General features: G+C 62.0%; 12 protein-coding genes. 6 read left to right on the forward strand and 6 right to left on the reverse strand.

Features of this window, described 5'->3' with window-relative positions; translation table 11 throughout:
• Positions 1–43: 43 nt before the first annotated feature.
• Genes ACPW74_RS10830 through sdhC form a run of 4 tightly spaced genes read right to left on the reverse strand, consistent with a single transcriptional unit; the run spans position 44 to position 3273 of the window.
• The gene (locus ACPW74_RS10830; protein ID WP_010674497.1) at positions 44–760 is read right to left on the reverse strand and encodes a succinate dehydrogenase iron-sulfur subunit; all 717 of its coding nucleotides are present in this window, start codon (positions 758–760) and stop codon (positions 44–46) included.
• Between the two features lie 17 nt (positions 761–777).
• On the reverse strand, positions 778–2544 hold the full coding sequence (gene sdhA, locus ACPW74_RS10835; protein ID WP_029314421.1) for a succinate dehydrogenase flavoprotein subunit: 1767 nt from the start codon (positions 2542–2544) through the stop codon (positions 778–780).
• Position 2545: 1 nt separating this feature from the next.
• The gene (gene sdhD, locus ACPW74_RS10840; protein WP_010674495.1) at positions 2546–2890 is read right to left on the reverse strand and encodes a succinate dehydrogenase, hydrophobic membrane anchor protein; all 345 of its coding nucleotides are present in this window, start codon (positions 2888–2890) and stop codon (positions 2546–2548) included.
• Positions 2884–3273 (reverse strand): succinate dehydrogenase cytochrome b556 subunit, encoded by a 390-nt coding sequence (gene sdhC / locus ACPW74_RS10845; protein ID WP_029314418.1) that lies wholly within the window; start codon positions 3271–3273, stop codon positions 2884–2886. The genes sdhD and sdhC overlap by 7 nt, the downstream gene beginning before the upstream one ends.
• 423 nt (positions 3274–3696) lie before the next feature.
• Between sdhC and ACPW74_RS10850 the strand changes: the two genes are divergently transcribed.
• The 3 genes from ACPW74_RS10850 (at position 3697) to ACPW74_RS10860 (ending at position 6002) form a co-directional block, all read left to right on the forward strand.
• Positions 3697–4983, forward strand: coding sequence for a citrate synthase (locus tag ACPW74_RS10850; RefSeq protein WP_010674492.1), 1287 nt, complete (start codon positions 3697–3699; stop codon positions 4981–4983).
• 93 nt (positions 4984–5076) lie between these two features.
• Positions 5077–5391, forward strand: coding sequence for a DUF4377 domain-containing protein (locus ACPW74_RS10855; RefSeq protein ID WP_052816294.1), 315 nt, complete (start codon positions 5077–5079; stop codon positions 5389–5391).
• Positions 5392–5477: 86 nt separating this feature from the next.
• Complete coding sequence (locus ACPW74_RS10860) at positions 5478–6002, forward strand: GNAT family N-acetyltransferase (RefSeq protein WP_052816293.1); 525 nt, start codon at positions 5478–5480, stop codon at positions 6000–6002.
• Between the two features lie 69 nt (positions 6003–6071).
• Here the strand turns inward: ACPW74_RS10860 and fabB are convergent, their stop codons facing one another.
• Entirely contained in the window at positions 6072–7283 is a 1212-nt protein-coding gene (fabB, locus tag ACPW74_RS10865; RefSeq protein ID WP_052815292.1) for a beta-ketoacyl-ACP synthase I, read from the reverse strand.
• A 90-nt stretch (positions 7284–7373) separates the two neighbouring features.
• On the opposite strand from fabB, the gene mnmC reads away from it, so the two are divergent.
• Positions 7374–9389: a bifunctional tRNA (5-methylaminomethyl-2-thiouridine)(34)-methyltransferase MnmD/FAD-dependent 5-carboxymethylaminomethyl-2-thiouridine(34) oxidoreductase MnmC gene (gene mnmC, locus ACPW74_RS10870; RefSeq protein WP_174722083.1), complete on the forward strand. Its 2016-nt coding sequence runs from the start codon at positions 7374–7376 to the stop codon at positions 9387–9389.
• A 117-nt stretch (positions 9390–9506) separates the two neighbouring features.
• On the opposite strand, the gene ACPW74_RS10875 is transcribed toward mnmC, so the two are convergent.
• On the reverse strand, positions 9507–10112 hold the full coding sequence (locus ACPW74_RS10875) for a DUF922 domain-containing protein (protein ID WP_052815290.1): 606 nt from the start codon (positions 10110–10112) through the stop codon (positions 9507–9509).
• Positions 10113–10435: 323 nt separating this feature from the next.
• On the opposite strand from ACPW74_RS10875, the gene dcuC reads away from it, so the two are divergent.
• Positions 10436–11788, forward strand: coding sequence for an anaerobic C4-dicarboxylate transporter DcuC (gene dcuC / locus ACPW74_RS10880; protein ID WP_010674486.1), 1353 nt, complete (start codon positions 10436–10438; stop codon positions 11786–11788).
• A gap of 90 nt (positions 11789–11878) precedes the next feature.
• Positions 11879–13528 (forward strand): bifunctional metallophosphatase/5'-nucleotidase, encoded by a 1650-nt coding sequence (locus ACPW74_RS10885; protein ID WP_425859146.1) that lies wholly within the window; start codon positions 11879–11881, stop codon positions 13526–13528.
• The last annotated feature ends 118 nt before the right edge of the window (positions 13529–13646 follow it).

The following is a 13646-nucleotide window of genomic DNA, read 5'->3' on the forward strand; positions in this document are numbered from 1 at the left end:
TATCCAGAGGTCGGGCCCGGCGCAAGGCGCCCTGGCCCCGATACTACACGGCCCGGTTGAGCAACATCGACTTGATCTGACCGATGGCCTTGGTCGGGTTCAAGCCCTTGGGACAGACGTTCACGCAGTTCATGATGCCGTGGCAGCGGAACACGCTGAAGGCGTCATCCAGGTTGCCCAGTCGCTCACTGGCCGCAGTGTCGCGGCTGTCCGCCAGCCAGCGATAGGCGGCGAGCAGGCCGGCCGGACCGATGAACTTGTCCGGGTTCCACCAGAAGGAGGGGCAAGAGGTGGAGCAGCAGGCACAGAGTATGCACTCGTACAGGCCATCCAGCTTGGCGCGCTCTTCGGGGGATTGCAGGTGCTCACGCACGGGCGGCAGTTTTTCGTCGTTGATGAGGAAGGGTTTGACCTTCTCCCACTGGGTGTAGAACTGGGTCATGTCGATCACCAGATCCCGGATCACCGGCAGACCGGGCAAGGGCCGAATGACGACCTTGCTGCCCTTCTTCAAGAGATCCGAGAGCGGCGTGATGCAGGCCAGACCGTTCTTGCCATTCATGTTGAGACCGTCAGATCCACAGACCCCTTCGCGGCAGGAGCGGCGGAAGGCGAGCGTGGGATCCAGCTCCTTGAGCTGGATCAGTGCGTCGAGCACCATCATGTCGGAACCTTCAGGAATATCAAGACGATAATCCTTCATATACGGGACGTTATCAACGTCCGGATTGTATCTGTAGACAGAGAATGTGACGTTCATTGTGCTTGGCTCCGCAATCAGTAAGTCCGGACCTTGGGCGGGAACGCCTCACGGGTCTTGGGTGACATGTTGACAGCGCGACGGGTCATGGACTCGGTGTCCGGATGATAGAGGCTGTGGCACAGCCAGCTCTCATCGTCACGCTCCGGGAAGTCGAAGCGGCTGTGGGCGCCACGACTCTCGGTACGGAAGTTCGCCGCCACCGCGGTGGCATAGGCGGTCTCCATCAGGTTGTCCAGCTCCAGGCACTCGATGCGCTGGGTATTGAACTCCTTGGAGGTGTCGTCCAGACGGGCGTTCTTGAGACGCTCGCGGATGAGTTTCAGCTCGGCCAGCCCTTCTGCCATGGCATCCCCTTCCCGGAACACGGAGAAGTTGTTCTGCATGCAGCGCTGCAGGTCCTTGCGGATCTGTGCCGGGTCTTCCCCGTCACGGTTGTTTTCCCAGCGGTTGAAGCGCTCCAGCGCCTTGGCGATGTCGGCGTCGGTGGCTTCCACGCCGTGCTCCATCGAGCCAAGGGTCTCCACCAGGTGCATCCCGGCAGCACGACCGAACACCACCAGATCCAGCAGGGAGTTGCCGCCCAGACGGTTGGCACCGTGCACGGAGACGCAGGCGATCTCGCCCACCGCGAACAGACCGACAACCGGCACGTCGTTGCCATCCTTGTCCTGGGTCAGGCACTGGCCGTTCACGCTGGTCGGCACGCCGCCCATCATGTAGTGGCAGGTCGGGATGATGGGGATGGGCTCTTTGACCGGATCCACGTGGGCGAAGGTGCGAGAAAGCTCGCAGATGCCCGGCAGGCGGGATTCCAGCACCTCTTTGCCCAGATGATCCAGCTTGAGCTTGATGTGCGGGCCCCAGGGACCGTCACAGCCACGGCCTTCGCGGATCTCGATCATGATGGAGCGGGCCACCACGTCGCGACCGGCCAGGTCCTTGGCATTTGGCGCATAACGCTCCATGAAGCGCTCGCCGTCCTTGTTCAGCAGGTAGCCGCCTTCACCACGGCAACCCTCGGTTACCAGTACCCCTGCCCCGGCAATACCGGTGGGGTGGAACTGCCAGAACTCCATGTCCTGCACGCCGACCCCGGCGCGCAGCGCCATGCCGACGCCGTCACCGGTGTTGATGTGGGCGTTGGTGGTGGACTGATAGATGCGACCAGCGCCGCCGGTGGCGAGCACGGTGGCCTTGGCCTTGAAGTAGACGACCTCGCCGCTCTCCATGTCGATGGCGGTACAGCCGACGATATGGCCATCCTGGTTCTTCACCAGATCCAGGGCATACCACTCGGAGAAGACGGTGGTCTTGTTCTTGACGTTTTGTTGATACAGGGTGTGCAGCAGGGCGTGACCGGTACGGTCGGCTGCCGCCGCGGTGCGGGCAGCCTGCTCGCCGCCGAAGTTCTTGGACTGACCGCCGAACGGACGCTGGTAGACGGTACCGTTGTCAAAGCGGGAGAAAGGCAAGCCCATGTTCTCCAGCTCATAGATGGCCTCGGGGCCGGTCTTGCACATGTATTCGATGGCTTCCTGATCACCGATATAATCGGAGCCCTTGACGGTGTCATACATGTGCCACTGCCAGTTGTCGTCGTGGGCATTGCCCAGGGCGACCGTGATCCCGCCCTGGGCGGAGACCGTGTGGGAACGGGTCGGGAAAACCTTGGATAACAGGGCGCAGCTCTTGCCGGACTGGGCAATCTGCAGCGCGGCGCGCATACCGGCGCCACCGGCACCGATCACGACCGCATCAAATTCACGAGTTGGAATAGTCACCTTACACACCCCACAGCACGACGAAACCAGTCATCACATAGACAAACAGCACCACCACCAGCACAAACTGCAGCGCACCGCGCAGTCCGACCGGCTTGATATAGTCGGTCAGCACCTGCCACAGACCGATCCAGGCGTGGATCAAGACGCATACGAGCGTCAGCAGGGTGAAGACCTTGGTGAAGGTGTTGGAGAAGAAGCCGGTCCACACCTCGTAGGTGATGTCGTTGAACGCGACAAAGCCAACCAGATAGAGGACGTAGCACGTCATGATGAGGGCGGTGGCGCGGATCAGGATGTAATCATGAACACCGCTGCGCCCGAAAGTTGCAGAATTGGTTACCATACCAGTACCCCCGCCAATACCGCCAAAACCGCGGTGATCACGAAGGCCACACGGGCACTCTGATTACCGGATTCCAGCTCTTCCCAATAGCCCATGTCCATGACCAGGTGCCGCAGACCGCCCACGATGTGGTAAGCCAGCGCGGTCAGGATCCCCCACAGCACGAACTTGACCAGGAAGTTGTCCATGATGGCAACGACCGATTCAAATCCTTCGGGAGAGGCGAGTGAAGTACCAAGCATCCACAGCAAGATGGCCAATGCCACAAAGGTGATGACCCCTGAGACACGATGCAAGATGGAAGCGATGGCGGTGACAGGAAAGCTGATCGTCTGTAGGTCGAGGTTTACAGGTCTCTGTTTGTTTTTCACGGCTTTGCCCACTCAGCTCCATTGAGCACGTTAGTTATTGTTTTCACACGCTTTGAGGGCGAGGAGTGGCATTTGTTAGGTTTTTGTTACCAAAACAACTCAGGAAAGCCAAAAATAACATTTTCGATATCACATCTGGCTTTGCGAAAGCGTTTCAAACACCGACGACCATCACCCACGTGGCGCAGTATATCGGCGGCCTTAACCAATGACAATCAAATAGCTACACAGAAAATCCAAAACCGTAAACCAGATCTCACAACAGCTTTAACAAGTCATTAATGATCATCCAGCAAAATTGACAAAGACATGGTTCTCTGGTTCAAATAAGGCGCTCCAGCCGCCGTGGTACGGGTAAGAACCTTTGCCAGCGTCATAACAGTCGTAATAAAGTAGGGCTGGAACCAAATTATAAAAGAGCAAAGGAGACGTGCTATGGCTGATAAGATAGCCACCCTACATCTACCCGGAAAAGAGCCGGTTGAACTGCCGATCCTCTCCGGTACCGTTGGACCCGATGTGATCGATGTCAGAAAGCTGGGCACGCAAGGATATTTCACCTTCGACCCCGGCTTCATGGCCACCGGTTCTTGCAAATCTTCCATCACCTACATCGATGGCGACCAGGGTGTCTTGCTGCACCGCGGTTACCCCATCGCCCAGTTGGCCACCCAGGCCAGCTACCTCGAAGTCTGCTACATCCTGCTGTACGGCGAGGCCCCCACCAAGACCCAATATGCGGAATTTGAACGTCTGGTCACCCGCCACACCATGGTGCACGAGCAGATCGCCTTCTTCTTCCGCGGCTTCCGCCGCGACGCCCACCCCATGGCCGTCATGTGCGGCGTGGTCAGCGCGCTGTCCGCCTTCTATCACGACGCCCTCGACATCAACAACGAGGAGCATCGCGAGATCTGTGCCTTCCGTCTGCTCTCCAAGATGCCGACCCTGGCCGCCATGTGTTACAAGTACTCCATCGGCCAGCCCTTCATGCAGCCGCGCAACGCCCTCTCCTATGCTGGCAACTTCCTGCACATGATGTTTGGCGTGCCGACCGAAGAGTACAAGGTCAACCCCATCGTCGAGCGCGCCATGGACCGCATCTTCACCCTGCATGCGGATCATGAGCAAAACGCCTCCACCTCCACCGTGCGTCTGGCCGGTTCTTCCGGTGCCAACCCGTTTGCCTGTATCGCCGCGGGGATCGCCTCCCTGTGGGGCCCGGCCCACGGTGGTGCCAACGAAGCCTGCCTCAAGATGCTCGAAGAGATTGGCTCCGTGGATCGCATTCCCGAGTACATCGGCCGCGCCAAGGACAAGAACGATCCGTTCCGTCTGATGGGCTTCGGTCACCGGGTCTACAAGAACCACGATCCCCGTGCCACCGTGATGCGTGAAACCTGCCACGAGGTGCTTACCGAGCTGCAGATCAAGGATCCGCTGCTGGACGTGGCCATGGAGCTGGAACGCATCGCGCTGTCCGACCCCTACTTCATCGAGAAGAAGCTCTACCCGAACGTGGACTTCTACTCCGGCATCATCATGAAGGCCATCGGTATCCCCATGTCCATGTTCACCGTGATCTTCGCCATCTCCCGTACCATCGGCTGGATTGCCCACTGGAACGAGATGCACTCAGACCCGGATCAGAAGATCGGCCGTCCCCGTCAGCTCTACACCGGTCAGCCCCTGCGCGAGTTCGTGCCCCTCGACCAGCGCTGAGCCCGATCTGTCATGGTTTGTTACAAAGGCGGTCATTGACCGCCTTTTCTTTTGCAGGTTTAATCGCGCCCTTTTACGCCAAGGACACTCATCATGAAATCTCCCCTGCTCCTCAGCTCCGCCCTCCTGCTCAGCGCCTGCCAGAGCGCCCCGACCACCGAAACCCTCTATATCCAGGACAAGCTGGCAGACTGCGTCGGTGTCGCCCCCATGAAGTGCATGCAGGTGCGCAGTCAACCGCGCGAGAGTTGGAGCCTCTTCTATCAGCAGATCGAAGGCTTCACCTTTGAACCGGGCTTTCGCTATCAACTCGAAGTGAGCAAGGAGCAACTGGCCGATGTGCCGGCCGATGCCCCTTCCTTGCGCTACCAGCTGGTCAAGATCGTGAGCAAGGAACCGGTTCGCTGACAGGTGACCCGGTTCCGTTTGTGTGCTCTCTGGGGTATGCTGTCACCCCTTTTTGCCACGGTTTGAGTACGGACCCGACCCGCATCATGATCACCATCCGCACCATCCGCACGCCAGACTGGCCCGCCATCATGGCCATCCAGCACGAGTGTTATCACCAGTTCGAACCCGAGCCCCTCGAGGTGATGCAGAACAAGACCGAGCTGGCCCCCGCCTCCTGCTGGGTGGCCGAGCGTCAGGGCAAGGTGCTGGGTTACCTGCTCTGCCACCCCTGGCGTGCCCACCAGCCCCCGCCCCTCTCGGTGCCGATGAAGGCGCTGGCCGGTCACGACGAGTTCTATCTGCACGATCTCGCTGTCTCGAGCAAGGCACGCGGCCTGGGTGTCGGACAGCGACTGCTGGCAAGGGCGCTCACTTTCGCGAGCCATGCAGGATATCGCCATGCAGGCCTGGTGGCGGTTCAGGATGCCCCCGCCTTCTGGCGCAAGCAGGGGTTTGTGCCCGCCGACACCGGCAAATCGCTGGTGGAGTATGGTGACGGGGCAGTCTATATGCGGTTGCCCCTGGCAGACAGCGGTCCCAAACCGGGAACCATCAGCAGAGTTCAATAAAAAGAATTCAATAAAAAAGGCGCCTTTCGGCGCCTTTTTCTATTTCGCGTTGCGCTCCCCACGGGGAGATCAAGCCTTGAACTTGCTGAACACCAGAGAGGCGTTGGTACCGCCAAAGCCGAAGCTGTTGGACATGACGGTATTGAGGTCGGCCGCTTCGTATTCACGCACGATGGGCAGGCCCACGGCTTTCTCGTCCAGATTCTCGATGTTGATGCTGGGGGCGATGAAGCCGTGTTCCATCATCAGCAGGGAGTAGACGGCCTCGTGCACGCCGGCGGCGCCCAGGGCATGGCCGGTCATCGCCTTGGTGGCGGAGAGCTTGGGTGCATTGCTGCCAAACAGGGTCTGAATGGCTTCCAGCTCCTTGGTGTCACCAACCGGAGTAGAGGTACCGTGAGTGTTGATGTAGTCCACCTTGCCGACACCCTGCATCGCCATCTTCATGCAACGCACGGCGCCTTCACCGCTCGGGGCCACCATGTCGTAGCCGTCGGAGGTCGCACCGTAACCGGTGATTTCGGCGTAGATGTGGGCACCACGGGCCAGGGCGTGTTCCAGCTCCTCGACCACCAGAATGCCGCCCCCACCGGAGATGACGAAGCCATCGCGGTCCGCATCATAGGTGCGGGACGCTTTTTCCGGGTTGTCGTTGTACTTGGTGGAGAGCGCGCCCATGGCGTCGAACTGGATGGTGGAAGACCAGTCCAGCTCCTCGCCGCCACCGGCAAAGATGATGTCCTGCTTGCCAAGCTGGATCAGTTCCAGGGCGTGACCGATGCAGTGGGCAGAGGTCGCACAGGCGGAGCTGATGGTGTAGTTGACACCTTTTATCTTGAACGGGGTGGCAAGGCAGGCGGAGGTGGTGGAAGACATGGTACGTGGCACCATGTAGGGACCCACCCGCTTGACGCCCTTTTCACGGGCGATATCGGCAGATTCGGAGGTGTTCTTGCCGGAGGCGCCGCCGGAACCGGTCACGATGCCGGTACGCTCGTTGGAGACCATCTCTTCCGGCAGGCCGGCATCTTCGATGGCCTGCTGCATGGAGAGGTAGGCGTAGGCCGCGGCGTCACCCATGAAACGCATGACTTTACGGTCGATCAGTTCAGACGGTTCGAGTTTGATGTTACCCCAGACACGGCTGCGCAGGTTGTACTGCTCGAACTGCTCGGAATAGGTGATGCCGGATTTACCTGCTTTCAGGGAGGCCAGCACCTCTTCCTTGTTGTTGCCGATACTGGAGATGACGCCGATACCGGTGATCACTGCTCTTCTCATTAATTCATCTCGTCTGGAAAAACTGGCACCGAGTCTACCCGCTTTCGGCTGCCAAACTGGTCTGCTTTCACGTAGAATGCCCGCGATTTTGTGACGCGAGCCGAGGAAAACGTGAGTCAAACATCCTTACATCATGCCCGATTGGACTGGAACGAAGCGGGAACTCCAGTCTCCAGTGAGTTCGGGGATGTGTACTTTTCCAATGATAACGGTCTAAGTGAAACCCGCTACGTCTTTTTGCAGCAAAATCGACTGCCAGAGCGATTTTCGCACCACGATAGTGACAGTTTCGTGATTGGTGAAACAGGTTTCGGTACAGGACTTAACTTTCTGGCCACAATGGCCGTCTTTCTGGAACAGGCCCCCCTGTCCGGCAACGGATCCCGGCTGCACTTCATCAGCGTCGAGAAATACCCCCTTACCCAGGCCGATCTGCGCAAGGCCCTGGCCGCCTGGCCCGAGCTCTCCCACCTGAGCCAGGACCTGATTGACCAGTGGCCGCTGCCGGTCTCCGGCTGCCATCGCCTGCTCTTTGCCGATGGCCGAATCCGTCTCGATCTCTGGTTTGGCGACATCAAGGAGATGCTGCCCCAGGTGCCCCATCCGGCAACCGGTCTGGTGGACGCCTGGTATCTGGACGGTTTCTCCCCTGCCAAGAACCCAGAGATGTGGACCCAGGATCTCTTCGACGATCTCGCTCGCCTCGCCCGCCCCGATGCCACCCTCTCGACCTTTACCTGCGCCGGTTTCGTGCGACGGGGGCTGATTGCCGCCGGCTTTGCCATGAAGAAGGTGAAGGGCCACGGCAGCAAGCGGGAGATGCTGGCGGGTGTTCGGGAAGGCAAAGTGCCGCAGCAGAGCATCGCCCCCTGGTACGCCCGCCCCGCAGGGCGGGAGGGAGAGGTGCTCATCATCGGTGGCGGCATCGCTTCCGCCATGACGGCGCTCTCTCTGGTGGAGCGGGGTCGGCACGTCACCTTGCTGTGCGAAGATGGCGAACCGGCCAGCGGCGCCTCCGGCAATCGACAAGGAGCCCTCTACCCCCTGCTCAACGGCGAGCACGATGCCCTGTCGCGCTTCTATTCGCTGGCCTTTGGCTTTGCCAGAAACCGGCTGCTGGCCCTGGCAAAGCACCACCCCGTCGCCTTCTCGCTGTGTGGCGTCACCCAACTCGGCTACGACGACAAATCCGCCGCCAAGCTTGCCAAGATGAGCCAGGGCCCCTTCCCCCCCGAGCTGATGCACCCACTCTCGGCAGCGGAGGTTGAGCAGGTGGTCGGCCTGCCCTGCGATGCGGATGGTGTGAGCTATCCCCTGGGGGGCTGGCTCTGTCCGGCGGATCTCACCCGCGCCGCCATCAGGGAGGCGCAGGCCAGCGGGCGGCTGGAAGTGCTGTTCAATGCCGCTGTAACGCGTATTGCCGAAGAGGCCGATGGCTGGCGAGTGGAGAGCCGGGATGGCCGCCAGTGGCACGCCCCCAATCTGGTGGTGGCGGCCGGGCATCAGTTGCCAGCCCTTCTCCCCTTTGCCGAGCTGCCGCTCTATCCGGTGCGCGGTCAGGTGAGCCATGTGCCGACCACGGCTGGCTTGAGCCAGCTCAAGACCGTGCTCTGCTACGATGGCTACCTCACACCGGCCCACAACGGCGCGCACTGTATCGGGGCCAGCTATGGCCGCAACCAGACCGATCTAGCTTACCGCACCGACGAGCAGGAGCAGAACAGGGCGCGGCTGCAAGCCTGTGTGCCCCAGCAGCGCTGGCCGGCCGAGGTGGATGTGAGCGGTGCTCAGGCCCGCATCGGGGTGCGCTGCGCCAGCCGGGATCACCTGCCGGTAGCCGGGCCCGTCGCCCGGTTGGCGGCGCTGGCGGATCATGACGTCAACGCCCCCGCGGATCAGCAGAGCGCACTACCCCTGCACGCCGGCCTCTACGTGCTGGGGGCGCTCGGCTCCCGGGGTCTGTGCTCGGCGCCCCTGTGCGGCGAGCTGGTCGCCAGCGAGATCTGCGGCGATCCCCTGCCGCTGGCCTCCGATCTGCTGGAGGCGATCCATCCCGCCCGCTACTGGGTGCGAAGACTGCGCAAGGGCAAGCCACTGCGCGACTAACTCCCCAGGAGCCGGGGCTGCCCGCCTCCACACCATTTGGCGCACCAACAAAAAACGGGCTCAGTCAGCCCGTTTTTTATGTTTCCCATGAGCGGCCATGGGCCTGTACACGTGTCATCAGCCAGCCCTGGGCCAGACGACCCCCAGCTTGCGCCCCTGATCGGTCTGGCTGGCCAGGGTGTCGAACCGCGCCCGGGTGGCCTCCAGCACCGCCTGCCCTGCCTGCCAGCCCTGATGCTCCAGGGTTGGGCAATCCCGGGTCACCGGCAACTGGGCGAGGCGCGTGCCAAGCTGGCTCACGCTCTCCAGCAGGATATCCTTGTGACGGCTCTCGTAGTCAAACATGGCGGCCACCAGCTTGTCCCACTTCTGGCGCTCCTTCGTGGGCGCACGGGACTTGTCCATCCAGTTGGGGACCCTGACCTGGATGCGGACACGGACGCTGGCCTGCTCCAGCTCGCAGCGTGTCGCCGTCGCCTTCGTCTGCAACTGCCAGGAGAGCTGATAACTGGCCTTGCCGATGTGCCCGTCCGCCTGGGTGGGCGACAAGGCGGTGATCTGGCGCATCACGGCCCCCACATCGGCCCCGGAGACCCGATAGAACTGGAAGTCGACCTTGATATCGGGGGCGACCTTCACACCGGCATAGTGGGAAGGTACAGCACCGATTGAGGCGGCATAAATGAGGGCCACCGTCACCCCTGTCTTGCTGAAGAGTCCCATCTGTCCGCGGCTTTGCTCCTTGTGAGTCCCGGCTTAATTTCAATTAATAATCAATGAATTAATAACCCGATTGGGAGATTACCCCTGATCCAGCCCCCTGTCATCCGCTCTTGGCACCCGGTTGCTGCAAACGTGCGAGTCATCACCCCGGCTCAGGCGGGGATTTGCAGTCGAGATCACAAGCTGCCATCGAATGGATGGTGAAATACTCCTTAGTGGGTAATATCCGCAGTGTTTTTGTTGGCCGATACCGGATAGTCCAGCGCAACCCTCTGGTGAGCCCTGGCAGGCCACCCCCTCACTTCAACTCTTGGGAAGGTTTTATGATAGAACTCCTGATCGGCACCCTGGTCACCCTGGCCGTGGGTCGCTACATCTTCAAGGGCTACTCCGCCACCGGGGTACTGCTCAGCGGCGGCCTGCTGCTGCTGGCGATCACCGCCCTGATGGGCAAGGCGGTGCTGCCGGCGAGCGTCCCCTCCACCGGCCACATGGCCACCGACATCTTCGAATACGTGCGCTTCCTGCTGGTCGACAGGGGGGGTGGCCTCGGCATGCTCATCATGGTGCTGTGCGGCTTTGCCGGCTACATGAGCCACATCGGCGCCAACACCATACTGGTGAAGCTCGCGAGCAAGCCCCTCGGTGTCATCAAGTCCCCCTACATCCTGCTGGTGGCCGCCTATCTGGTCGCCTGCGCCATGTCGCTGGCGGTGAGCTCCGCAACCGGCCTCGGGGTTCTGCTGATGGCCACCCTCTTCCCGCTGATGGTCAACATGGGGATCTCCCGTGGCGCGGCAGCGGCGGTGTGCGCCTCGCCGGCCGCCATCATCCTCTCCCCCACCTCGGGGGACGTGGTGATGGCCGCCCAGGCCGCGAACATGGAGCTCATCGAGTTTGCCTTCAAGCTGACCTTGCCCATTTCCCTGGTGGCCATCGCCGCCATGGCGGTGACCCACTTCTTCTGGCAGCGTTATCTGGATCAGAAGGCCGGGGAGCACAACGCCGCGGTCGCCCCGAGCGATCTCGTCACCGACGCCCCCGGCTTCTACGCCATCCTCCCCTTCACCCCCATCATCGGTGTGCTGCTGTTTGACGGCAAACTGGGGCCCAAGCTCGATATCGTCACCATCATCGTCATCTGCCTGGTGCTGGCCGCCCTGCTGGAGCTGGTGCGCAAGCGCAACGGCCGCGAGCTGCTGGACGGGCTGCAGGTGTGCTGGCGCAACATGGCCGACGCCTTCGCCGGCGTGGTGATGCTGCTGGTGGGTGCCGGGGTCTTTGCCCAGGGTCTGATGGGGCTTGGTTTCATCGCCAACCTCCTGGATCTGGCCCAGAGCTTCGGTACCGGCGGCATCGTCATCATGCTGGTGCTGGTGGTCATCACCACCCTGGCGGCCTTCACCACGGGTTCCGGCAACGCCCCCTTCTACGCCTTCGTGGAGCTCATCCCCCATTTGGCCACCAGCCTCGGCGTCAACCCGGCCTATCTGGTGATCCCCATGCTGCAGGCATCCAACCTCGGCCGCACCATCTCGCCGGTCTCCGGGGTGGTGGTCGCCTGTGCGGGGATGGGCAATCTCTCTCCGTTCGAGGTGGTCAAACGTACCTCGCTGCCGGTGGCCGTCGGCCTGCTGGTAGTGATCCTCGCCACCCAGATCATGGTTCCCGCCTGACTCTTTACCGGCCCGGCTGCCGCCGGGCTGGTATCCCCCCCACCCCATGCAGTAGACTCGGTGCTCTTTTTTCCTAAGGAGGACCGAGCCTTGAGTATGACGGTTCAACTTGCCCACTTCAGCGACTGCCACTCCCATTTCGATGGCGCCCCCATGCGCTTCTCCCCCGATGGCGAGTCCGAATGGCGCACCCAGTGCGGCGGCTATGGCCGCATCCTGACCCGGCTCACCGCCCTGCGCCAACAGGCCGAGGCAGCCGGCCAGACCTGCCTGCTGCTGCATGGCGGCGATACCTTCCAGGGGTCACTTTACTTCAATCGCTTCAAAGGGCGGGCCAATGCGGATCTGCTGGCCCTCTTGCGACCGGATGCCATGGTGATCGGCAACCACGAATTCGATCTGGGCAACGGGCCGCTGGTGGAGTTTTTGCGCCAGCTCGATTTCCCGGTGCTCGCCGCCAACATCGACAACCGTCAGGAGCCCGCCGATGCCCCGCTGCGGCTGCAGGGACTGCCGCAGCTGTTTGACGCGAGCCGCCCCTGGCACAAGCGCGTCATCGACGACGTGCCCTTCGCCCTGCTCGGCATCACGCTGCCGCAGATGGCCGCCATCGCGAGCCCCGATCCCCACACCCGTTTCCACGGTATCGAAGAGACCTTGAGCCGCGCCCTCGAAGAGATCAAGGCCGAGGGGATCAACCACATCATATTGCTGAGCCACCTGGGTCTGGAGCAGGACAAGCGACTGGCGACCCGCTTCCCCGAGCTCAGCCTCATCGTCGGCGGACACACCCACAGCCTGCTGGGGGATCTGGCGCCGCTCGGGCTCGACAGCGAAGGCAGCTATCCCCTCATGGTGAACGGGGTGGCCATCCTGCACGCCGCCCACAGCGCCCTCTGTCTCGGGGTGTGCGAACTCACCTTCGACGAGCAGGGACGCGTGTGCCAAAGCCGCGGCCAGCTGGAGTGGTTACCCTGGGATCCCTGGCCCTTTGCTTCCCCGCCTCCTGCGGGGCTGCACTTCTGCGAACCGGCCCCCGAGCTCGAGCAGCATCTGGCCAGACGCTATCGCCCCGAGCTCGAAACCATGACCCGGCGCGTGGTGACCCGGCTCGCTGATCCGCTCCATCACCAGCGCCTGCCCGATGACAGCCTGCCCGCCGGCAGCCAGGTCGCCCCCCTGGTAGCGAGTGCCATGCTGGCCAGTGCCCGCGAACAGGTGGGTCAGGTGGACTTTGCCCTGCACAATGCCGGGGGCGTACGCTGCTCCCTCGAGCCCGGCCCCCTGACCGAAGCAGACGTTGCCGGACGCCTGCTGCCCTTTGCCATTCCCCTCACCCTCTACCGGGTGCACGGCCATGAACTGGCCGAAGCGCTGGAGGGGGCCATCGACAACGCCACCAACAACGGGGGGACGGGCAATGGCAGCGGCAGCTTCCCCTATACCGCCGGGGTGCGCTTCTGCTATCAGGCCGACAGACCCAAAGGGGAGAGGATCACTCGCCTGGAATGGGAAGCCAGCCCGGGTCAGTGGCAGCACGTCGAGCCGGATGCCATCTATCGCGGGGTCTCCAGTGCCTATACCGCCTCCGGCAAGGAGGGCTACACGGCCCTTGCCCGCACCCTGACCCAGCACAATCAGGAGCTCGGCATCACCCTGGCGGATGCCTTCCTGCGCTGGGCACGCCACCTGCCGGAACTCAGCCCCCTGCCGGCCTTGGTGGAGTATCACGGCCAGTGAATCTGGCACCGGCCCATCCCGGGTCGGTGCCGCCTTTCCCCCGCATAGGGGAATCCTGATCCGCTCCCAGGCGCAGGCCCCCTACCATGCAACCTCAGGCTGTGACGCCCGACTGCGC

It is taken from the genome of Aeromonas sp. INTO2 (assembly GCF_049860605.1).
In the GTDB taxonomy this organism is placed as follows: domain Bacteria; phylum Pseudomonadota; class Gammaproteobacteria; order Enterobacterales; family Aeromonadaceae; genus Aeromonas; species Aeromonas caviae.